Genomic DNA, 21,561 nt, shown 5'->3' on the forward strand with positions numbered 1-21,561 from the left:
GATCCCGCGTCCTTCCTTAACTTATCTATTATAAGAATTCATCAGCAAAAACTCAAGTTAATCCGACAATTTTTGTACGTTCTCTTCAACCTTTTGAATTTGTGAAAAGTAATTAGGCACGGTGGCTGCGGTATAAACGAGAATAATGGCACAGACGATGCCGAGGAACCATTTATAGGAGAGCACCTTTTTAAATGGCCGCTTGTCTTTGAAAACTGCAAATAAAATCAATGGGAAAAACAAGGCCAGCATAATGATATCCGTGTGCCAGTGGGTCTTGACATCACTCATGGCTACTTGAAAAAGCAGTACGTCCGACATGTGCTCACTAATCTCAACAGTGGTTACATCCGAATGGGCGAGGCCTTTTTGTACGGTCAGTGTCGAACCGTTCACTTCATAACTATATCCAGATGGATTCCAGCCGAATTGGAAGGTCAAGATGAGCAGAACAGCCATAATGAGGGCGTACACTGCTGTAACACTGATTAATTGTTTGTTCATAGTCGTAAAACTCCTTATCCTGAGGTGGTTCAAAAAAGTCATCCATTCGTCTGCCTTTTTATGTGATGGCGATCAGAAACAATTGCATGAATTTGCGGCATAATTGCACATAATTTTAGATAATTGCACATTTCCAGACTTAATTGCGCGAAACAGCACGATAATTGCACGAAATCCTTATTAATTGCATATTTGCATAAAAACAAAGATCCGCTGCGTCTAGCAACGGACCTATTCTACCATTTATTCGACAAACCCTAAAAGCATTTCGCGTACAAACTTGCTGGCAGCTATGGCTGTTTGTTCTGTTTGGTCGTAGGCTGGAGCAACCTCAACCAGGTCTGCTCCGACAACTTGTACGTCAGAACCAACAATCGCATGGATGGCGGCGAGCAGTTCTTTTGATGAAATCCCGCCTGCTTCGGCTGTCCCTGTGCCTGGGGCGTAAGCTGGGTCAAGGACGTCGATGTCGATGGTGACATAGACAGGCCGGCCAGCCAATTCAGGCAACATACATTTCAATGGTTCGAGGACGTCAAACTTCGACATATGCATGCCGCTCTTTTCAGCGTACTGGAATTCCTCGCGCATGCCGGAGCGGACCCCAAACGAGTACACATTCTGAGGACCAATCAACTCGCATGCCTTCCGGATTGGTGTCGAATGGGAAAGGACTTCTCCCTCGTACTCCTCCCTAAGGTCGGCATGAGCATCAATATGGATAATAGCCAGGTTCGGCTGCGTTTTATGAAACGCTTTAAAGACCGGCCAACTGACGAGATGCTCTCCACCCAGTCCGAGCGGAAACTTCCCTTTTTCCAAAAGTTCGTCGATATAGCCTTCGATAATGTCAAGACTGCGTTCGGCATTGCCAAAGGGAAGCAGCATGTCGCCGGCGTCGTAATAGTTGACGTCTTCAAGGTGACGGTCTAAATAAGGGCTGTACTCTTCAAGTCCGATGGAGGCTTCGCGAATCCGATTCGGGCCAAATCGTGAACCTGGGCGGAAGCTCGCGGTCCAGTCCATCGGCAGGCCGTAAATGACAGCCTCGGCTTCCTGTTCATTCGGGCGGCTCATGATAAATACTTTTCCTGAATAAGCCGGGTCAAATCGCATGGATTACTCGCCTTCTTCCGTGATATTTTTGACGAATTTAGGCAGAGCGAAGCAGGCATTGTGAAGCTCTTTCGTGTAGTATTTCGTGTCGAATTCCTGAAAACGCTCGTCCGGCACCTTTAGTGGATCGTAAATTTTGCTGCCCATCGTAAACGTCCATAGCCCGCTCGGGTATGTCGGGATATTCGCCGTGTAGACGCGTGTAATCGGGAACGTTTCCTTGACATCACCGTACACCTGGCGAATCAAATCCGCTTTAAACCACGGATTATCCGTTTGCGCGACAAGAATGCCATCCTCTTTCAAGGCATTTGCAATTCCTTCATAGAACCCTTTTGTAAAAAGACTGACAGCTGGACCTACGGGCTCGGTGGAATCGACCATAATCACATCATATTCGCGCTCACTTTTCGCAATATGCATGAAGCCATCGCTAACTTGCACGTCGACACGTGGATTATCCAGTGCGCCTGCAATGCTCGGCAAGTATGTCTTCGAGTACTCGATAACCTTGCCATCGATTTCAGCCAGAGTGGCCTGCTCGACACTTTCATGCTTCAAAACTTCACGAATCACGCCGCCGTCACCACCGCCAACGACGAGCACTTTCTTCGGACTTGGATGTGTGAACAACGGCACGTGTGCGATCATTTCGTGATAAACGAATTCATCCTTCTCTGTCGTCATCACCATATCATCAAGCAGCAGCATCCGCCCCCACTCTTCGGTTTCAACCACCTCAAGCTCTTGAAACTCCGTCTGTTCTTTATGCAAAGTTCGGTTCACTTTTGCGGTAATGCCAAAGTTCTCCGTCTGTTTTTCGGTAAACCATGTAGCCATATTGATGTTCTCCTTTCAATACTCATGTAGGACGTTGTGCAAAAAGACACCGAAAATAATAAGCGGCCGCCTCTTAAACACACATTTGTAACCAATCAAATTATAGATTAAACGTTAGAAAAAGCAAGGAAATGTTTAATTTGTCCACTATTCTCCCATAATAATAGCAATATTTATTATTTCTTTACAGGCAGGAGCAGGAAAAATGCTATTATTTATTCGTTTTAAATGGAAATGGATACGCAGGACAATGAAAGCCGCAGTCACTTGCGGAATCCTTGGCCTCATTGCGTTTGTTGCTGTGTTCATTTATGCCGTTGGCTTGGGACCCCCTTCCCTTCATACCGAGCAGAATTCAATCTACTATGGCTCGAATGGGGAAGTGATTGATGAAACTCACGGGGCGCAGGAACGTTACTGGATTAGTAAACAGGAAATGCCTGAGGAGATGATCAATGCAACACTCGCCATTGAGGATCACCGCTTCTACGAGCACTTTGGCTTTGACCTTAAGCGCATTGCATCTGCTGCATTGACAGACTTAAAGGCTATGAAAATGGTTGAAGGGGCCAGTACGATTACACAGCAATATGCACGCAACCTCTACCTATCTCATGAAAAAACGTGGACGCGAAAAATTAAAGAAGCCTTCTATGCAATGCGGCTAGAAATTTTTTATGAAAAAGACGAGATCATTGAGGGATATTTGAACACGATTTATTACGGACATGGCGCCTACGGAATTGAAGCGGCCAGCCGGTATTATTTTGACAAGCATGCAAAAGAACTAACGCTTGCAGAGGCATCAATGCTTGCCGGCATTCCGAAGGGGCCGAGCTACTATTCTCCCCTTAACAATGCCGAAAATGCCAAGTCTCGTCAGGAACAAATTCTTTCCCGTATGGAGGAGCTTAACTATATTTCACCTAATAAGGAGCAGGAGGCATTGACGGTCTCCCTCGATTACTCTGATCACTCCGGCGAAGCTACAAAAGCAGTGGCTCCTTACTTTCAGGATAAAGTAACCGAGGAAGCAGCTAGATTACTTGAAACAGATGTGGATGCTATTAAAACTGGCGGGTACCACATTTATACAACTTTAAAGAAAAATCAACAAAAGGAGCTCGAACAATCAATTGATCAAACCATTGACAATGGCTCTGAAATTCAAACAGCCAGCGTCATCATGGACAGTCAGACAGGTGCAGTCACCGCCCTAGCTGGGGGAAAAGATTACGCCAAGAGCGCCTACAACCGGGCCACAGAGGCAGAAAGGATGGTCGGTTCTATCATTAAACCATTCCTCTACTATGCTGCCCTCTTGCGTGACTACACACCACTGACAATGGTTGCGAGTAAACCGACATCGTTTGAGTTGAAAAACGGCAAAGTCTATTCACCGAGTAACTATAACAATTACTACGCCAACCGAAAAATTACGATGGCTCAAGCTTTAGCGTTATCTGACAACATTTACGCGGTCACAACGAACGTCGATATTGGCCCAGAGAATTTTGTGGATACACTACGTACATTTGGAATTTCCGGTGAGTTGCCTGCCGTGCCTTCCTTAGCCCTTGGCACTGCTTCGATCTCGCTTTATGAAATGGTTGATGGCTACACGAGGATGGTAAGCGGATCTGAAGCTGTACGCGGTCACACGATCACAAAAATTACCGATCGCCATGACAACGTCTTGTACAAGTATGAACCTGATACAGACACCGAAAGAAACATCGACCCGAACGCTGCCTTTACCGTTACACACATGATGACAGGCATGTTCGATACGGCACTTAACGGTTACATGAGTGTGACAGGGGCAAGTATTGCTGATCAATTGACCCGTATGTATGGCGGTAAATCAGGAACAACAGATTCCGATAGCTGGATGATTGGCTTCAGTCCACAGTATATCATGGGGGTTTGGACAGGCTATGACGACAACCGTGCAATCACAAAAACAAAAGATCACCAATATGCCAAGCATCTGTGGGCCGACACGATGGAAACGATCCATCAACCTCTGCCCGCTGCAGCTTTCACTCCGACACCTGGAGTCAAAGGCGTGTACATTAATCCTAAAACAGGCAAACTACCTGGCCCAGGCTGTCCGAAAGAACGACTCGTTTACATGGACAAGGAAAACATCCCAACTGAAACATGTGAACAAAAAGAAAAAAGCAACGAAGAAGAAATCAACGAAGAACTCAAAAATGACTCCTGGCTCGACGGCATCGTCGACTGGTTCTCCTAATATATGCCACCTCAGGTCATCCAATTTTTGGATGACCTGAGGTGGCAGTAAATGTATAAAAAGACAAAGAAAACGACCGGTGACTAGCCGGTCGCTTTCTTTGTCCTAGTAAATACATGTATAACCCATGTGTTACTTAATATATTATCCAAATAGCTTGCTCGTCAAGATTCGCCTTCTAAAAAACTGCTTATTTCAGTGAACATTTTGTGAACTTCCTATAAATGCTACACGATGGTAATATCACTAATGTCATCGAGCTTGCAACTTGTTACTTCCTTCGACTCCTCCTCCTTGCCAAAAACCTTGCGCTCTAACTTGTTCATATAAGTGATTTTCATACGGATATGTTCATAATCAAAACCATTATGCACTTTGACGTTAACCGTTAAACCGTCGTGAAGTGCTCTCTGCAAAATAAAGTCAATCTCAACCGCCTTTTGCTCATCAATGATCCCTTTTTCGACTCGTTGGTCCTCCTTCCATTGCCTTTTGATTAATTCCACATGTTCCGGCAGCATCAATGATGTCCATTTGATTGTTCCACGGTCATGGTTGCGCTGATCCATAGTAACTCCTCCTAAACAGGAACGTTTGTTCTTATTTTATCACAACGACACTTCACGTATACTTGTATTTTCTCCCAGAAAAAAGTTCGGGCATGCCCTGTGGGGGAATTGCACGAAGTTTTGAATAATTGCGCGAAACACAGTATTAATTGCACGAAATCCTCAATAATTGCGTGAAAGTGGAGGTTAATTGCATATTTACACAAAAAAGCACCTCCCCTTTTTAAAAAAGAGGAGGCGCGACAGCTCAGTTACTGTACTCCGAGTGAGTCTTTCAGTTCTTTATCAGTATTTTCCCAAAGCTCTGGTTTGAAATCACGTAAATAGTCACCGAGAATCTGCTTCGATTTCTCGTCCATATGCTCGACAGCAAAGCGCCCTTTCAATGATTTATCCATCTGATTGACATGCTCTGGCATCGATTTATAACCGCGGCGAATTTCACGGTCAACGACGAGTTCACTTCCGGACACTCCGTGATAACAAGGATTTCCGCCCCGTTGATCCACAGTCACCCAAACAATCCAATACAGCTTGCCATTTGGAACCTCAGAACGATCAGGCTTAAAACGAACCCGCTTCTCGACCTTGCTTCGCGCATGAAGAGCTCCCATGTCAACGAACGCTTCTTCTTCATTAGGATCGACGATAACAGGTGTCATGTTCTCAAGACTGATGGATCCAACCCCATATCCACCATGCCCATCAGTTGAATCGTCTTTTATGATCGTAAATTGATTTTTCTTCTTATCACTATTTTCGCCTTCATCTTTATCTTTAAATTGATCAAATTCCTTCATGCTAAACGACATCCTCCTTCTAGACTAACTGTTGCTTCTACTTTAACATAATCGCATGCTACTTTTCACAGCAGAAAACTTTAATAATTCCATTAAGAAAGAAGGAATTTGACGTTTTTTGCAGAAGAAGATGTAGTAAGTCAATTAACGCATTAAAGGAGAGAACAGGATGCCGATTATTACTGTACAAATGCTCGAAGGACGAAGCGATGACCAGAAACAAGCTTTGGTTGAACAAGTAACCAACGCTGTGACAGATACCACAGGTGCCCGCAAAGAAGCGGTCACTGTTGTGATAGAGGAAATGTCCAAGCAGAACTATGGCGTGGCAGGAAAACGATTGGCTGACTGATTTATAAGAGTCTTAAGGATTAATTAAGAATTTATCGGTTGCAAAAAGTCCTCACGGGGTTTAATCCACTGAGGATTTCGTTATACTGTCATATGTTTATCCTAGTCATTTACGTTGCCAGGCATGCCTGAAATGCTCCACAAAACATGTGGCTCGGTCACTTGATAAAGAATAATACATCATTCGCCCCTAGGTGATAAAGGTATTGTGTAAAAGTATTATAAAAAATCAAGTCTACAAATATGTTTTAAAATTACAACAAGTGGAAGGTAGTCTATGTAAATCAAATTTCAGAAAGGTAGGAATGCAAACATGAGTCAATTAACGTTAGATAATGCAAAAAAGCTGATTGAAAGTTCAGAAACAGAGGCTAGAAACCTTGGTGTTGCAATGGTTATATCAATCCTTGATGAAGGAGGAAATCTGATTGCTGTTCACCGCATGGACGATGCTTGGCTTGCAAGCGTTGACATTGCCCAAAATAAAGCATGGACGTCCGTCGCCCTTAAGATGCCGACATCTAATCTAGCAGATGCAACCGTACCAAAAGCTGAACTGTATGGTCTAAATACGACTAATAACGGCCGTATTGTTGTATTTGGCGGCGGAATCCCACTCGTGAAAGAAGGAAAAGTTGTCGGAGCAGTCGGTGTCAGCGGCAGTAAAGTAGAACATGATGTCCAAGTTGCAGAAGCGGCAGTTAAAGCATTCGAATCGCTTTAAAATAAAACCTCTAGGCCTGCTCAGGTGTGCGTTAGTGATTACTGACCATACCAAGTGGGCTTTATTTACATCTGCAGATTTCATTAATAACACCTCTTCCAGGCTGGCACTGTTAGTGATTATGCCTAAAGCTTTGGTGCTTATATATAATTATCCCCGTCCTCTTAAGCATCTTTCTTAATTTTTCTATATTGCAGAATAGCCCCCAAAAAGGAATGAAGTAATTAAACTGGTCATTCCTCCTCACTAAATCAGCTATATTTCTAATCCAACAGGAACGATATACAAAGCTGAAAGATGATCTTCGTCTGGTAATATATTACCGTTTACCTTATGATCATCAAATCCCCCAATGGGTGCTATGACTTTCCCAAGACATCCTGCAACCAACATCATATTTTGCACCATATGCCCCGCTTCCATTAGGCTGAAGCGATAGCCTCTTTCCCCATAATGATCCGTCGCAACATCTAGGTTCGTTGCCACCACCAAACAAAAGTTATAGTCTATCTCCTATTGGACCACTGCATTTCTAACGTTCCAATTCCCACTCACAAAAGTCAAAGCATGGTCCTCATGATGATATTTATAAAGGCCTGCTTCCACGTTATCCACTTCCTTTATGGCAACAAAAACTTGATTAGCATAAAGCTGGCCGGCAGAAGGATACGCCCGGCGTCCATTTTCATTCTCCAAGATACCTACTGACCATTTTAAAAAAGTTCCTAGATCTTCCTTACCTATCATTTTCTCTATCCCAATTGCCTTTGAAGATCTTCTACCTTGAATACAGCTGGACAAATCCTCATTCAACGATCTATAACTTAAATAAAAGTACTCACTAGATAGACATTCTTCCTGTTTTTGTACAGCAGAAGGCTGATAAACAGGAGGCCAGTTTGATTCTTTATGAAATTGTTTATAGGATTTCCTCATGACCATGCTCACCTCTTTTCGATTATTAACTCCGTAAGACAAATTTTATATGTAATTCAATATCTGAAGGTCAACGGCATCTATATCACCTATTTCTTTCTTCTTATCCCAAAGCAATATCCCTGACGTCTCCTCATTTTCTTTAAAAGGTTGTCGTTCACTTATTTTTGTAAAATACACAGGGTTATACTTAATGATGCCGCCGCTTAGATCTTTTACTTTCATTAATCCTTTAAATTCTAGTTCTGTGACTTGCTGCACCGTTTCCTCGTATAATTCTCTGATCGCACATTCTCTCGGTGTTTCGTCCCCTTCTCTTCGACCTGCCGGGATCTCCCATTGTTTCCTCCAAATGTTATAGCAGAGGAGGTAGTTCCCTCCGTGTTTAAGAACAGCAATGGAACCCGCAACCGGTGAATAACGATCTAATCCTTTCTCTTTTAGACTGATAAATTCAAGAAACTCTCGTCCATTTTTATTCCTGACACGAGCCAAACGAACATCCCCCTCATTCATCTTTCAATAAATCATACTCACACAAAAAAAGTTCTACGATGAGTGCAACATTTTCCTAATTATTCTTATCTGTCCTCTATGGTTGATTTCATCCTCACACACATGAAACCAAATAAAGTAATTATTCGATTGATGGTCGTCCCATAACCTTTCCTGATACAACCATCCATCATTTCGTTTTTTGAACTCTTCTAATGTTGTATTTCTAACTTGATTTAACTTATCAATATAGAACTCTAGAGGCTTCCTTTTAATTTGCTGCCTCCCTTGATTACCAAGAGAATATGCCGCTCCCCACTCAGCGGATTCTTGCTCATTTGGTCTTCTCTTATCAAATACCTCAATCTGAAAACCTACTTCAATTGCAGCCATATGCAAGAGTAATGCACCTATAGAATTTCCATTTTCACTCGGTAAAAAGTCCAGCTGCTCGGTATTTAATCCTTTGACAGCCTGTAAAGTAGTATATCTTGCATAATTCATCATGGATACTAGGTGCCCTATTTGTGGAGTGTACTTCTGCAATTCCGCTATTTTAAATTCCATTTATAATCTCCTAGAAATAAATTTCGTTCTTCACATTAGATTTAGCCTGCAGGTAGTATTAACGAGGCCTCATTACAGATGGATCTAACCCTTTACTTTCTATAACCACTGCAGTTAATCCTTGTTCAGTAATCGTTTCATGCCATTCCCCTTGTTCCCGGAATACAGCATTCCCTTCTTCCACGGTCACCACTTCTTTATCTTCCCCACACACTCCCCCTTTTCCACTTAAAACGAGCAGTAATTGCGGAATAACTGCTTGGTGATACGCTATCTTCCCTTTAGCCTCCAGATACATACACCCAATATGTGCTGGGCTCTCTGTATTAACGATTTGCGACATTATAAAATTGGAATCAAATTTTGTAATGTGTTTACCAACTTCTTTATTAAATTTAAAAATCTTCACAAAAGACCTCCCCCTTTTTTCTGACTCTTTGTTCCATTCTATACATCGCAATCCTTTATAATTAGAAGTACGGTGGCCGTTTTCCCCTTCAGGAAAAACTATTCGCTACCTAAACCATAGCTCCTTGGATGTTTCCTTCGACAACCCCAAGTAGTTGATAAAATACAAATGGAGAGGTTCCTTCTCATCCCATTGTTCATAACAATTAATAAGCCCAGCAATGCTCCCGTTAAAGTATTCCTCCACAAGCGTCTGAACCGTTTGCGTACTGCGCCAATAATCGTAAAAGTCAGCAGAGTAACCGGGACTCTCCCTGTGCCTATATCCCGACTTTCCAAATTGATCAAGTGTATATTCACCGTAATCCTCTTTGTAGGCCTCAATCAGAAGGTTTTCCACCTCTGAAATTTCATTAAATCTTCCTTCCGATAACATCAACTTTCTGGCAATGTAATCACACATGCCTTCCTCAAACCACATATTCTCCTCATCATCTTCAAAATCATCACGAAAAAAGTCAGCATGATGGGTAAGCTCATGCGCAGCAATGATAGCAACATCCATGTCCTCAAGTGATGAGTAATACAATTCCGCTTTTGTAACGCTCTTTCCCCTGGCTGATTTCAAAAAAATGTCTTTCCAAACTTCAGTTAACGGATTGATATGAATCAAATCTCTTGAAGTATAGGCAGGTAATGAGATCTCCGAATAAAGTTCTGTCGCTGATTTAAGATCATGAAAAACAATTCCCCTTGGTTTTTCAAAGCTCGTAATTTCTTCTAATGACTTAGCAAAGTCAGCCAACCGCTCATTAAGGCTGATTCCACTCTCCTCTATCTCTTTTATATAAGTGGTATCTGTAACAGAAACAGCATATCTCATAAAAACTTCCTCCAGTTCGATATAGTTCATCTTTACCATTTCTATTCACTTTCTAAAATCCCTCCTACTTTTTGTAAAAAAAAAGACGCTCTCCCTATTAAGAACGCCTTTGCTAAAAACATTAGTCTTCATTATTCTCCTCAACATGAAGACAGACAAGAGTGGGCAACTGTTCACTGCCCTCTTTATATACGTGAAATGTATGTTGTTCTATTGTTTTCTGAAACTCTTTCATGGTCATTGCTCTCCTCACTTTAATGAATATCTCATGAAAATGGACCTGCACGTTAGAAGGATTAATGGAGAACTGTTAAGACAGACAAAAAGTAATTTTTCAGCAGCATAAGATCTTCGAGGTGGCCTCTCGTTTGGTTCAATCTCCGCCCCTTCATGAAAATCTTTTTATAGGAATATTCCACAGAAAACGCAGTTCCCTAAACTTTTCTGCCTTCTTTCACAAAAAATTTACTTCTTTTATCTCTTTTTTACTCTTTATATCTCATCATATCTAAACCCTTGATCTGTATAGGGTTTTGGAGGTTTTTACCACACCTCTAAAAATCGGATTTCTTAAAATCGTCTGTATTTTTAACTATACACTAGCAATTTGTAATATCGCGGTACTTAGTGTGTGCCATCCCCATTCATAAGAATTAATGCCGTTTTTTACCTATAAAACTGGTTTGATTATATCTGGACAGAACACTATCATAAAAACATTGACAACGGCAGAATTCTTAATGGCTAAGCGTAAGCGATTGCAGAATGCTTCTGTCTTGTTTGTTCAATGATCCTAAAAAATTAGTTATAAAACTTCTAAAGGAGGACATTGTCATAATAACATTCCAGTATGAAAAAGGTGATTTTGCATGAATCAACAAACCGCAACCATCACTCGTACTAATGAACAGCTAACTTTTGACAAACCATCTGTTGAAGACGGCTCAGCTATGTGGGACCTCGTAAATAACTCATCCCTCGATCAAAATTCACCCTACAAGTACATTATGATGTGTGAATTCTTTTCCGAAACATGTGTCGTCGCAAAAGAGGACGGCAAATTGGTTGGGTTCGTCACGGCCTTTATTCCGCCTGAGAGAAGTGATGTCATATTTGTCTGGCAAATTGGAATCGATGCTTCTCAGCGTGGAAAAGGGATAGCCTCTAAAATTTTAAATGAACTCGTTGAACGTCAGGACGGCAGCGAGGTGCGCTACCTTGAAGCGACAGTGACACCATCTAATGATGCCTCACAGTCCTTGTTTAAACGATTAGCTCGTGATAACAAAACGACTTGTACAATTACAGAGTGCTTTCCAGAGAAATTATTCCCTGGAGACGAACATGAAGAAGAATTAACATTTCGAATCGGACCATTTTCCAAGGAAAAATCTCCCGAATTAAATAAATAAAACTGACTATTTCAAGGAGGATTGCACTATATGAATAACGATCTAAAGGTATTTGAAGAACTGGAATCAGAGGTAAGATCCTATTGCCGCAGCTTCCCTACCATTTTTACAAAAGCTAAAGGGTACAAGATGTGGGATGTTGATAATAAAGAATATCTAGATTTCTTTAGTGGGGCCGGTGCCTTGAACTATGGCCATAACGATCCAAACATGAAAGAAAAGCTTATTGAATATATTACACATGATGGAATTACTCACAGCTTAGATATGGCTTCTACAGCGAAAGCAGAATTTCTAAACAAGCTAAACGATGTGATCTTGAAACCTCGTGACCTCGAATACAAGGTGATGTTCCCTGGACCAACAGGCACGAACACTGTAGAAAGCGCGTTAAAACTAGCTCGTAAAGTAACAAAACGTACGGAAGTTGTCAGCTTTACAAATGGTTTCCATGGCATGACGATCGGTGCGCTTTCTGTCACAGGAAACTCCTTCAAACGAAAAGGGGCAGGCATTCCGCTTCATAACGCTATTACCATGCCTTATGACAACTACATCGATGAAAACCTCGATACACTTGACTATTTTGAGCGCTATCTTGAAGACGGCGGAAGTGGTGTAGAAATTCCAGCTGCAGTTATCCTTGAAACGGTACAAGGCGAAGGCGGCTTAAACACAGCACGCTTTGAGTGGCTGAAGAAGCTTGAGTCCATTTGTAACCGATTCGACATTTTCCTAATCATTGACGATGTTCAAGCAGGTGTCGGTCGGACAGGTACGTTCTTCAGCTTTGAGCCCGCTGGCATTAAACCTGATGTTGTTTGCCTGTCTAAATCCATTGGTGGATACGGCTTACCGTTTGCGATCACATTGATTAAGCCAGAGCATGACATTTGGGCTCCAGGTGAACACAACGGTACGTTCCGCGGTAACAACATGGCATTTGTTACGGCAACAGAAGCCCTTAGATATTGGGAAGATCCAAGTTTTGAAGAAGGGATAAAAGAAAGAGCTGACAAGATTACTACATTCCTAGATGGCTTGATTGATAAATATCCTGAAATGAACGGCTATCGCAAAGGCCGCGGAATCATGCAAGGAATCTCTTCTGATGTCGAGGGTTTCTCTGAAAAAGTTGCGGAGCTTGCCTTTGAACAAGGTTTAATTATGGAAACAGCCGGTGCAGACGATGAGGTATTCAAGCTGTTCCCGCCAATTAACATTGATATCGAAGCACTTGAACAAGGTTTTGAAATAATCGAAGCGGCCGTTGAAGCTGTTGCTAAAGAGAAAGAGTTAGTTACATCCTAAATTAACTATACAATTAACCATACCACTTATTGGAGGCTTACATTATGAAAGTAGTAAAACTAGAAGACGTGCTTGGAACAGAAAATGAAATAAAAGGCGACAACTGGACATCTCGCCGCTTGTTATTTAAAAAGGATGGCATGGGTTATTCTGTTAACGATACAGTGATCAAGGCAGGCACGGAAACACACATTTGGTACCAAAATCACCTTGAAGCGGTTTATTGCATTGAAGGTGAAGGAGAAGTTGAAACTCTAAAAGACGGTAAAGTTTGGCCGATTAAAAAGAATGAAATCTACGCACTTGATGAAAATGATGAGCATCTACTGCGTGCTTATGAAGGCTCAGATATGCGTATGGTTTGCGTATTCAACCCGCCGCTCACAGGCCGTGAAATTCATGATGAAAACGGAGTATATCCAGTAGATGATGAATAAATAATGAAATCCTCCCTATCCGGATAGGGAGGATTTTTTTATCTATAGAAAACCAGGACATGAGTGGATCCACTCATGTCCTGGTTGATCTTTACTTATGAAGGTAAGCCAAGAATCGCCTTCGTTTCGAGATACTCTTCGATGCCGAAGTCTCCCCATTCTCTACCGATACCGGATTGCTTATAGCCGCCAAACGGTGCGGAGAAATCTTTCCCTTTATCATTGACCGTGATTCGACCGGCACGAATGCTTGTTGCCACTTTACGAAGAAGCTCTGGGTCTTTCCCAACTACATAACCTGCTAATCCATAAACCGTGTCGTTGGCAATCTCAATCGCTTCTTCAACCGTTTCATAAGTGATGATCGACATCACAGGTCCAAATATTTCTTCCTGTGCAATGACCATGTCATTTTTCACATCTGTGAAGACAGTTGGTTTTGCAAAGTAACCTTTTTCAATGCCTTCTGGCTTTCCAGTTCCCCCAGCAATCAGAGTAGCCCCTTCTTCAATACCTTTTTCAATATAGGATTGGACTCTATCCCACTGCTTTTGGGCAACGAGTGGACCGACGAAATTTTCTTTGCGTGGATCTCCAACAGGAAACTCTGGAAGGACGTTTTTAACCGCTTCTTCAAAAGATTCTTTCATAGCTGAAGGGACAAGGATACGGGTAGCTGCCGAGCATACCTGACCTGTATTCATCGCAATGTGAGTCACAGCTGATCTTGCTGCTTGATCTATATCTGCATCCTTAAGCACAACGAGTGGTGATTTGCCTCCCAGCTCAAGCGCAAAGTTTTTAATTGTCTTCGCAGCATTTTCCATAACTTTCTGACCGACACCGACTGAACCTGTAAAGGAAACGAAGTCAATGTCAGGGTGGGAACTGATACCATCCCCGATTACCTCTCCCGAACCGTTAACTAGATTAAAGACTCCTTTTGGAACACCAGCTGCTTCAAAGATCTCCGTCAAAATAATTGCGGCAAACGGCGTCAGTTCAGATGGTTTTAAAATAACCGGGCTGCCTGCTGCAAAAGCACTGGCAATCTTAGTTGACGTTTGGTTTGTTGGAAAGTTCCATGGTGTAATGAGCCCGCTGATCCCTACCGTTTCTTTCACAAGGGTATGATCACCGCGTTGCTCAGTAAAGGAGAATTCTTTAAGAGATTCGGCAGCTTGTGAAAAGTGTGCATAGCCCATTTTGTAATGAACTTTTTCTGAAATGGACAAAGGTGCCCCAAGTTCATCCGTCATGACTTCAATGAGCTCGTCTTTACGCTTTTCATATTCCTCTGCAATTTTCTCAAGCATTTCTACCCGCTCTTCTTTTGTTGTTTGTGAAAACGAAGGAAGAGCATCGCGTGCTGCCTTTACAGCTTTGTCCAAATCTTCCTTCGTTCCTAAGCTAATTTTACCCATAACTTCTTCCGTCGCTGGATTCATGACTTCTTCCGTTTCAGAACCCGTTGATTCGACCCATTCCCCATTAATGTAATGTTTTACTTGGTTACGCATTTTTTACCGTCTCCTTTTATAAAAAGATTATGGTCCTTTTAAGCAAATCACCAGATTTATATTTGTTTCTAGAGACTATATAACCTTAACTCCCCCATTTAAAACAAAGATCAGCTGTAAGGAGCTCAATATCAATCTTCCACCACGTATTTCATTAATGGAAGCAAACGATCTCTAAAGACAGTTGAAGGTGTTTTCCCCACCTGTTTCGCACCCATTTTCTCATAAAAACCTTTGGCGTTCGGATCGCTATCAATCGTAAAACTTTTGATACCAAGCTCACGGGCTTTATGCAGCACACTTTCCCACAGTTCCGATCCAAACTGTCTTCCTATGAAGTCAGGATGGATGTATAGAAAGTCCAACGTGTCCCCTTTCCTTCTTTCAAAAGAAAAGAAGCCAACGATTTTCAACTTTTCTTCTAGAACATAGACATGGTTCTCAACGATATATGGAGTATCTATCGTTAAAACATCCTTACACGACTCAATGAATTCCTCACTGTACCCCCAATATGCTTTTGATTGAATAGCAAGTTCACTAAGTAATTCAGCTTCTGCTGCTAACGCCTCCCTTACGTGTATCAACAGCCATCCCTCATATAGATTGAAAACCCCACTCTTATTAACTTCTATAACAATCTAGCTATCCCCTTCTATAACCGCCCACATTTTTCCACCATTTAAAGATGTAAATTTCTGGCAATATACCTCAATTCCTAACCATCTTTTAACAGAAATTAATAATACTTTACACTACGTTTATTAACTTTTTCGTGTATTGTCCCTATACTTTAACTTGTAAGTTACTAGAGGAGTGGAACGTAGGCACCAAATTACCACCAAACTATAAATGAAAGGTGAATGTCTCTATGCTTCAAAACATTGGAATACCTGGATTAATTATCATTCTCGTAATTGCATTGATCATTTTCGGCCCTTCTAAACTTCCAGAAATGGGACGCGCATTTGGGACAACCCTAAAGGAATTTAAAAAGTCCACGCAAGATTTAATGTCTGATGAAAAAGAGGATAAAGAGCACAAGGATCAGCAAAACGCTTCAAGCGAGCAAAAAGAAAAACATTCCACGAATTAAATCAAATACAGGAAGATGTAAGTAGCCCCCTCCTGCTTACATCTTTCTTTTATCTTTTAAGGAGGCATCATGATGACAACGAACGAGATGAATCTGATTGGACATTTAAGTGAATTGCGAAAACGACTAATCATTGTCCTAGGCTCATTTATCCTATTTTTTATTTTGGCATTTATGTATGTAAATGAAATCTACAATTGGTTGAGTAAGGATATTGATGTCACGCTGGCTGTTCTTGGACCAAGCGAAATTCTTTGGGTATATTTAATGATCGCTTGTGTCGTATCGATCTCCGGCACCATTCCGATCGTCGCCCATCAAATCTGGATATTTGTTCGTCCTGCCCTTACCCCTAAAGAGCAAAAAGTAACATTAGCTTATATTCCATCGCTATTTATACTGTTCCTAGTCGGTATTTCATTTGGCTACTTTGTAATCTTCCCCATCGTTTTTGATTTTTTGCTTTCTTTATCGGAGGACATGTTTTACACCTTTTTCACAACAGAAAAGTACTTCCGTTTTATGTTACATATGACCCTGCCATTCGGATTGTTATTTGAACTTCCTGTCATCATCATGTTTTTGACTAGCCTTGGTGTGTTAAATCCGTATAGACTTCAGAAGATCCGGAAATATGCCTACTTTGTGTTAGTTTTAATTGCTGTCTTGATTACACCACCAGATCTACTGGCAGATATATTAGTTGTGGTTCCTATGCTATTTTTATATGAATGCAGCGTGCTACTGTCTAAAGTGGTGTATAAACGCAAACAGAAACTCTCGATCGCGGCATAGTAATGAGTGGCATCCGGTTACGGAAATGGGAAGGAACAGTGACCTTTTCTTTTGGACAGGTTTGAAGGATAAAGATAACCATATGTTATTTCTCGGAAATTGGCCGAACTCGTTATCAATTTGCCATGCGATGATTTCTTTTTCATGTTGGCAGGGATGAACGAGTTCTCTGGTGATGGGGACGCCACACCCAGGGTTACCTATCCATTATTAAAGAACTAGAGTATAACAAAGAAGTAACCGCTCAATGACGGTTACTTCTTTATATACTTGGACTATGACTTCTATCTTCTAAAGCATGAAAGAAAAGTGGTCGTTTTCCCACCTCCCTTACGTACTTAGGGACAGGTACCTGACACCAGCATTGGTAATCAAAACGAGAATAAGCCTAAATTTATTAACTGTGAGAAACTGTTCTTACTTTTGCGCTTCTTAACCTTTTACAGGAACAAATGTTCTGTTATAATAATCCTAGAGAAGGAGGGAGTAGTTTTTAATTAGTGACCTCCCCGGATATCTAATTCACTCAAAAAAGCCCTTCCTTCTCATACTGAAAAAATTGGGCTGATCATAAGGCGGCGTGCATTCGATCAGTGTCCGCTCCGGCCTCTAGGAGTAGATTATTTATTTTAACTCTGAAAGGTAATCACAGTGACCACTCCTGCAGAACAAACGCCTCCCACTAAAGAGAGGCGCTTGACTTTGAAGATCAATTTATAATGAAATGGTCTTATTCCTTAGTAAATTCTTTTGTACTTCTTACGGTATCAATCGGACGAACCAACTCTTCAATTTTTTCACGTTTTGGTTCCAATAATGGCGGCAAAGACAATTTCTCTCCTAGGGTTTCATACGGCTCATCCCCCATAAATCCAGGACCATCTGTGGCAAACTCAAACAATATTTGTGGTGCCACATTTGCGTATAATGATTGGAAAAAGTGGCGGTCGACGTAACCAGAGGTTTGGAATCGAAAACTATGCATACGTTCAATCCATTCCTCTAACACAGAACGATCTTCTACACGAAATGCCGTATGGTGAACTGTACCATAACCTTGTCTAGCTTGAGGAAGAACCGCGTTATATTCCACAACGACTTGGGCACCGTTCCCCCTTCACCCGCTTCAAACAAATAGAATGAACCATCTTTATCGATTTCCTTAAATAATAGAACTTTTTCCATCATCTCTTTAAAATAATCAATGTTATCGACACGTACAAAAATGGGTCCTAATCCCGTAATGGCATATTCTAAAGGAATCGGTCCCTTTTGCCATGGTGTACCAGCAGCCACCCCTTCATTATCCTCATCTGATATCAATTGATATTGCTGATCGTCAAAATCAACAAACGAAAGTGTCTTTTTACCAAATTGTCCTTTAATTCCATTGTGTTTCACTTCTAAACGGTCAAAACGTTTTACCCAATAAGCCAGTGCTGCATCACTTGGCACACGGAAAGATGTTTTTGATATCTCGTTTGTCCCATGTACACCTTTTGGGATCCCAGGGAAATCAAAGAACGTCATATCTGTTCCTGGACTACCCGTATCGTCCGCAAAAAACAAATGATACGTTTGGATATCGTCTTGGTTCACCGTTTTTTTCACTAAACGCATCCCTAATACGTATGTGAAAAATTCATAGTTCTTCTCTGCACTACTCGTAATGGCAGTAACGTGGTGGATACCTTTTAATTCGTTCATCTTAAATTCCTCCTTTTCATCCTAAAGACAGAACTTCTCTCCCTGTTTTGAACTGATTGACTCTGACTATCTATGGTTGTTGTTATTAACGCATTTATTTTAGCCTTAATTCATTTATCTCTAATTCAAGATAAATATACTATTGATAAAATTAGCTGTCAATATTTTAGTTTTGAAGTCTGGGAAGAATACTTCATTAGGTGTGATATCTATGGGCTAATCAATCATTTATTAAATGTCTATACCCAATGAAGACAAAAACCGAATAAACTGGTCTATATGATAAAAGGAGGTTAAAGGATGTCTTCTCACAATTCTTACCAACCAGATTGGCACCCCTATCTTCAAAACCAATCGGAAAAAAGTGAACGAAGTGGATATCGGGGCCACGTCAAAGATGATTTGAAGGGATCAGAAGAAAGAGCACATTCTCAAGGTGTCATGCACAAGAATGGGATATTTCCGGAGTATCCCCCTCCCTCCCAACGCCCTCTCCAACAGCAACGAGACGTTCATGGCTACCCTTACTCGTCTTTCCCATCCAATTCATATCATGGTAACCCGGCAGATATGCAATATATGATGCAGGTGGTACACAGACTTGAAATTCAGATGGATAAACTCAGTCAATTAATCGCACAGAATAATCAATTGCTGCAATCGATGCATGATCAGGAAGATACCAAGTGTGTTCAAGGGAACGGCGGCGGTGCCGTAATTGTTCGTATGTAAACCAAAATTGGTGGAAGGTAGGGGCAGGGCCTCCTTATCTTCCTACCAAATTAACATAATATGAATATAAATATTATGGCAATCTTTTAAAATCTATCAAAGTTCTATCTTTGAGTAGATGCAAGTATCCGTAAGCTCTGTCCCATCTACTGAAAGGTCATCATTTCTAAGTACTCCCTCTAATCTAAAACCGAGCCTTTCAGGAATGGCCTTGCTTTTTGAATTATTTGAATCACACCTTATTTCCACTCGTTTCGCACTTAGCTCTTTAAATGCAAACTGCGTTATGCCTGCTACAGCCTCAGTTGTATACCCCCTCCCACTAAAACGGGTATCTGCCCAATATCCTATTTCAAATTTTGGGACATCCCAATCGATACGGTGGAGACCTGAGGAACAAACCAATTGACCTGTCTCCTTATGAAAAACAAGTAACCTTAGATCCTCTCGTTTTAAGAAATTGATATGGGATTCACGCACATTTATTTCAGTTTCTTCCTCGCTTTGGTTATTTTGAGCAAATGGCATCCAGGGCTTTAATTCTTTGATTGAAGCTTTTAACGCATTATGTACGGCCTCCCCATCCCGAGGTTTCGGCATCCTGATTAATAGTCTTTCTGTTTCAAATTCATGAGGAAATTCGAGTAGTATAGGATTCATATAAAAGGACTCCTTTCGTCTAACAAGTCTCATCATAGGTGATGAATTTCAATCTTATTCCATGTTGATTTCCAATCTTTTTTCACTATACGCTCTTCGTGAATGGCTAATCCTTTTTTGTTATTAATGAAGCTAGGTGTTGGTTTAATCTGTAGATTTATCGCATCCTCTATTCCATATGGAGCAGCAAGAATCACATTTTCCCAATCGCTAAGCTTTATCCCCAAGGCTGTAGCTGTTTCAGGGAATTTTGATATAGCGTCGAATGAAGATGAATAAGGCAAAAAATCATTAACTTTATGCATCCTTGCCTGATTTTTAACTGACCAGGGAATATGAGGAGCAATGGATCTAAGCTTTTCTTCCAACTTCTCATCTTTTGATTCATCTTTCTCTTTCTGATAGAAATAGATGACATCAATATCTGGGACGACTGTTTTCTTGTTAAAACCGTGTAGCACATCCCAGATTTTCGAACGTACAAAACCAGCACATACCCACCAATCTGGTAAATCCAGTGACTTAACTATTCTCAATACATTCATCATTGCTTCATCTTCTTTTATAAGATTAATTAGATCTGTTTCATTTCTAATTGTCATATAGTGCCCCTTCATAGTTAATAGAGCCATTTAATTATGATGATCGTACCTCCTTCCTAATAATTAGCTAGCTGCAGGAGTTTTTATGAAGGCACTTACCAACCAAAAAATCTTTTATGGGGCTAGTTTAATCTATCCTATAATTGGCTGCTCTTTTTCTTCCAAACAATCCCTAATTATTACCCTATGCTCTAAGAAGATATTCTCTGGCAATTGATTAATTGGAAAGAATTTATTTTCTAAGGATTCTGTATTCCCTATAAGTAACTCCCCCTCAAAATCCATTATTGCAACCTTTGCTAATCGATCTTTCTTTTAAACACATAACTTACCTTGTCATAGTCCATCCGATCTTCATAAAAACGATGCGCCTCCAATCGTTGCAATCCCGATGATAAAGCAACACTCTCATACCCATTTTCCTTCGTCCATTCATGTACAAAAGCAAGCAGCCTATCTCCATATCCTTTTGAACGACTTTCGCTGCTTGTTACAAGGTCACACACCCACACAAATCGACCATAGTAAAGGGTGATCATAGGTTTAAACCCCGTTACAGCAACGATTTCATCTCGATCATATAGGGCAAAAAGCCTGTAGCTGTCCTTTTCTTTTGCTTCTGTTACAAGGGCTAAGTATGTTTCTACATCTAGATGAGTTCGTAGTTGATTCATAACTGGAAAGGCCTCAAGTATTTCTTTAGGAGATTGTAATTCTTTAACCACTGTATTTATCATAAGATCCCTCTTTCTGATTAAATATGATACTTTTCCTTACATCAGAGCTTAAATTACTTTAAACCCTTGCCGTTGTCGTCCTATATTCATCCCTGCTCCGCT

The 21,561-nt window shown here is 41.1% G+C and carries 25 protein-coding genes and 1 pseudogene; 9 read left to right on the plus strand and 17 right to left on the minus strand.

Going from position 1 to position 21,561, the window contains the following annotated elements; genetic code table 11:
* Nucleotides 1–57 precede the first annotated feature (57 nt).
* The 3 genes from MUO14_RS08730 to speE all read right to left on the minus strand — a co-directional run bounded on the left by MUO14_RS08730 (nucleotide 58) and on the right by speE (nucleotide 2,460).
* On the minus strand, nucleotides 58–504 hold the full coding sequence (locus MUO14_RS08730) for a hypothetical protein (protein ID WP_244754848.1): 447 nt from the start codon (nucleotides 502–504) through the stop codon (nucleotides 58–60).
* Nucleotides 505–747: 243 nt separating this feature from the next.
* Nucleotides 748–1,620, minus strand: a complete 873-nt coding sequence (speB, locus tag MUO14_RS08735; protein WP_244754849.1) for an agmatinase — start codon at nucleotides 1,618–1,620, stop codon at nucleotides 748–750.
* A 3-nt stretch (nucleotides 1,621–1,623) separates the two neighbouring features.
* Nucleotides 1,624–2,460, minus strand: a complete 837-nt coding sequence (speE, locus tag MUO14_RS08740) for a polyamine aminopropyltransferase (protein WP_244754850.1) — start codon at nucleotides 2,458–2,460, stop codon at nucleotides 1,624–1,626.
* A gap of 205 nt (nucleotides 2,461–2,665) precedes the next feature.
* Here speE and MUO14_RS08745 point away from each other — a divergent pair, with 205 nt between their 5' ends.
* Nucleotides 2,666–4,717 carry a transglycosylase domain-containing protein gene (locus tag MUO14_RS08745; protein ID WP_244754851.1) on the plus strand — a complete coding sequence of 684 codons (2,052 nt, stop codon included), beginning with the start codon at nucleotides 2,666–2,668 and terminating at the stop codon, nucleotides 4,715–4,717.
* A 227-nt stretch (nucleotides 4,718–4,944) separates the two neighbouring features.
* Here the strand turns inward: MUO14_RS08745 and MUO14_RS08750 are convergent, their stop codons facing one another.
* Together MUO14_RS08750 and MUO14_RS08755 are read right to left on the minus strand one after the other, a co-directional pair.
* On the minus strand, nucleotides 4,945–5,286 hold the full coding sequence (locus MUO14_RS08750) for a YolD-like family protein (RefSeq protein ID WP_244754852.1): 342 nt from the start codon (nucleotides 5,284–5,286) through the stop codon (nucleotides 4,945–4,947).
* Nucleotides 5,287–5,537: 251 nt separating this feature from the next.
* Complete coding sequence (locus MUO14_RS08755) at nucleotides 5,538–6,086, minus strand: YwhD family protein (protein ID WP_244754853.1); 549 nt, start codon at nucleotides 6,084–6,086, stop codon at nucleotides 5,538–5,540.
* A 169-nt stretch (nucleotides 6,087–6,255) separates the two neighbouring features.
* Here MUO14_RS08755 and MUO14_RS08760 point away from each other — a divergent pair, with 169 nt between their 5' ends.
* On the plus strand, nucleotides 6,256–6,438 hold the full coding sequence (locus MUO14_RS08760) for a 2-hydroxymuconate tautomerase (RefSeq protein WP_244754854.1): 183 nt from the start codon (nucleotides 6,256–6,258) through the stop codon (nucleotides 6,436–6,438).
* A 312-nt stretch (nucleotides 6,439–6,750) separates the two neighbouring features.
* Nucleotides 6,751–7,161, plus strand: coding sequence for a GlcG/HbpS family heme-binding protein (locus tag MUO14_RS08765; RefSeq protein ID WP_244754855.1), 411 nt, complete (start codon nucleotides 6,751–6,753; stop codon nucleotides 7,159–7,161).
* Between the two features lie 255 nt (nucleotides 7,162–7,416).
* Here MUO14_RS08765 and MUO14_RS08770 read toward each other — a convergent pair whose 3' ends face one another.
* The 6 genes from MUO14_RS08770 to MUO14_RS08795 form a co-directional block, all read right to left on the minus strand.
* Nucleotides 7,417–7,653: a nitroreductase family protein gene (locus MUO14_RS08770; protein WP_255822181.1), complete on the minus strand. Its 237-nt coding sequence runs from the start codon at nucleotides 7,651–7,653 to the stop codon at nucleotides 7,417–7,419.
* A gap of 21 nt (nucleotides 7,654–7,674) precedes the next feature.
* The gene (locus MUO14_RS08775) at nucleotides 7,675–8,097 is read right to left on the minus strand and encodes a nitroreductase family protein (RefSeq protein ID WP_244754857.1); all 423 of its coding nucleotides are present in this window, start codon (nucleotides 8,095–8,097) and stop codon (nucleotides 7,675–7,677) included.
* A gap of 45 nt (nucleotides 8,098–8,142) precedes the next feature.
* Complete coding sequence (locus MUO14_RS08780) at nucleotides 8,143–8,592, minus strand: NUDIX domain-containing protein (protein ID WP_244754858.1); 450 nt, start codon at nucleotides 8,590–8,592, stop codon at nucleotides 8,143–8,145.
* A 54-nt stretch (nucleotides 8,593–8,646) separates the two neighbouring features.
* Complete coding sequence (locus MUO14_RS08785; RefSeq protein ID WP_244754859.1) at nucleotides 8,647–9,159, minus strand: DinB family protein; 513 nt, start codon at nucleotides 9,157–9,159, stop codon at nucleotides 8,647–8,649.
* Between the two features lie 58 nt (nucleotides 9,160–9,217).
* Nucleotides 9,218–9,568: a cupin domain-containing protein gene (locus MUO14_RS08790; protein WP_244754860.1), complete on the minus strand. Its 351-nt coding sequence runs from the start codon at nucleotides 9,566–9,568 to the stop codon at nucleotides 9,218–9,220.
* A 105-nt stretch (nucleotides 9,569–9,673) separates the two neighbouring features.
* Complete coding sequence (locus tag MUO14_RS08795; protein WP_244754861.1) at nucleotides 9,674–10,450, minus strand: hypothetical protein; 777 nt, start codon at nucleotides 10,448–10,450, stop codon at nucleotides 9,674–9,676.
* 869 nt (nucleotides 10,451–11,319) lie between these two features.
* Here MUO14_RS08795 and ectA point away from each other — a divergent pair.
* The 3 genes from ectA to MUO14_RS08810 are packed head-to-tail and all read left to right on the plus strand — an operon-like array spanning nucleotide 11,320 to nucleotide 13,610.
* Nucleotides 11,320–11,862: a diaminobutyrate acetyltransferase gene (gene ectA / locus MUO14_RS08800; RefSeq protein WP_244754862.1), complete on the plus strand. Its 543-nt coding sequence runs from the start codon at nucleotides 11,320–11,322 to the stop codon at nucleotides 11,860–11,862.
* A 30-nt stretch (nucleotides 11,863–11,892) separates the two neighbouring features.
* Nucleotides 11,893–13,173, plus strand: a complete 1,281-nt coding sequence (gene ectB / locus MUO14_RS08805) for a diaminobutyrate--2-oxoglutarate transaminase (protein WP_244754863.1) — start codon at nucleotides 11,893–11,895, stop codon at nucleotides 13,171–13,173.
* Between the two features lie 44 nt (nucleotides 13,174–13,217).
* Nucleotides 13,218–13,610 carry an ectoine synthase gene (locus MUO14_RS08810; protein ID WP_244754864.1) on the plus strand — a complete coding sequence of 131 codons (393 nt, stop codon included), beginning with the start codon at nucleotides 13,218–13,220 and terminating at the stop codon, nucleotides 13,608–13,610.
* Between the two features lie 95 nt (nucleotides 13,611–13,705).
* On the opposite strand, the gene MUO14_RS08815 is transcribed toward MUO14_RS08810, so the two are convergent.
* Nucleotides 13,706–15,130, minus strand: coding sequence for an aldehyde dehydrogenase family protein (locus MUO14_RS08815; RefSeq protein ID WP_244754865.1), 1,425 nt, complete (start codon nucleotides 15,128–15,130; stop codon nucleotides 13,706–13,708).
* Between the two features lie 131 nt (nucleotides 15,131–15,261).
* The gene (locus MUO14_RS08820) at nucleotides 15,262–15,714 is read right to left on the minus strand and encodes a GNAT family N-acetyltransferase (protein ID WP_244755522.1); all 453 of its coding nucleotides are present in this window, start codon (nucleotides 15,712–15,714) and stop codon (nucleotides 15,262–15,264) included.
* Between the two features lie 287 nt (nucleotides 15,715–16,001).
* On the opposite strand from MUO14_RS08820, the gene tatA reads away from it, so the two are divergent.
* Nucleotides 16,002–16,226 (plus strand): twin-arginine translocase TatA/TatE family subunit, encoded by a 225-nt coding sequence (tatA, locus tag MUO14_RS08825; protein ID WP_244754866.1) that lies wholly within the window; start codon nucleotides 16,002–16,004, stop codon nucleotides 16,224–16,226.
* A 72-nt stretch (nucleotides 16,227–16,298) separates the two neighbouring features.
* A complete protein-coding gene (gene tatC / locus MUO14_RS08830) occupies nucleotides 16,299–17,021 on the plus strand; it encodes a twin-arginine translocase subunit TatC (RefSeq protein ID WP_244754867.1) in 723 nt (240 codons plus the stop codon).
* Between the two features lie 730 nt (nucleotides 17,022–17,751).
* On the opposite strand, the pseudogene MUO14_RS08835 reads toward tatC, so the two are convergent.
* Nucleotides 17,752–18,728, minus strand: a pseudogene (locus MUO14_RS08835) (ring-cleaving dioxygenase).
* A gap of 300 nt (nucleotides 18,729–19,028) precedes the next feature.
* Between MUO14_RS08835 and MUO14_RS08840 the strand changes: the two are divergent.
* Nucleotides 19,029–19,460: a hypothetical protein gene (locus tag MUO14_RS08840; RefSeq protein WP_244754868.1), complete on the plus strand. Its 432-nt coding sequence runs from the start codon at nucleotides 19,029–19,031 to the stop codon at nucleotides 19,458–19,460.
* 96 nt (nucleotides 19,461–19,556) lie between these two features.
* Here MUO14_RS08840 and MUO14_RS08845 read toward each other — a convergent pair whose 3' ends face one another.
* From MUO14_RS08845 to MUO14_RS08855, 3 genes are all read right to left on the minus strand, one after another.
* The gene (locus MUO14_RS08845; RefSeq protein ID WP_244754869.1) at nucleotides 19,557–20,120 is read right to left on the minus strand and encodes a GNAT family N-acetyltransferase; all 564 of its coding nucleotides are present in this window, start codon (nucleotides 20,118–20,120) and stop codon (nucleotides 19,557–19,559) included.
* Nucleotides 20,121–20,152: 32 nt separating this feature from the next.
* Nucleotides 20,153–20,722, minus strand: coding sequence for a nucleotidyltransferase family protein (locus MUO14_RS08850; RefSeq protein ID WP_244754870.1), 570 nt, complete (start codon nucleotides 20,720–20,722; stop codon nucleotides 20,153–20,155).
* 299 nt (nucleotides 20,723–21,021) lie between these two features.
* A complete protein-coding gene (locus tag MUO14_RS08855) occupies nucleotides 21,022–21,459 on the minus strand; it encodes a GNAT family N-acetyltransferase (protein ID WP_244754871.1) in 438 nt (145 codons plus the stop codon).
* Nucleotides 21,460–21,561 lie beyond the last annotated feature (102 nt).

The sequence above is a fragment of the Halobacillus shinanisalinarum genome (assembly GCF_022919835.1).
Taxonomy (GTDB): domain Bacteria; phylum Bacillota; class Bacilli; order Bacillales; family Halobacillaceae; genus Halobacillus_A; species Halobacillus_A shinanisalinarum.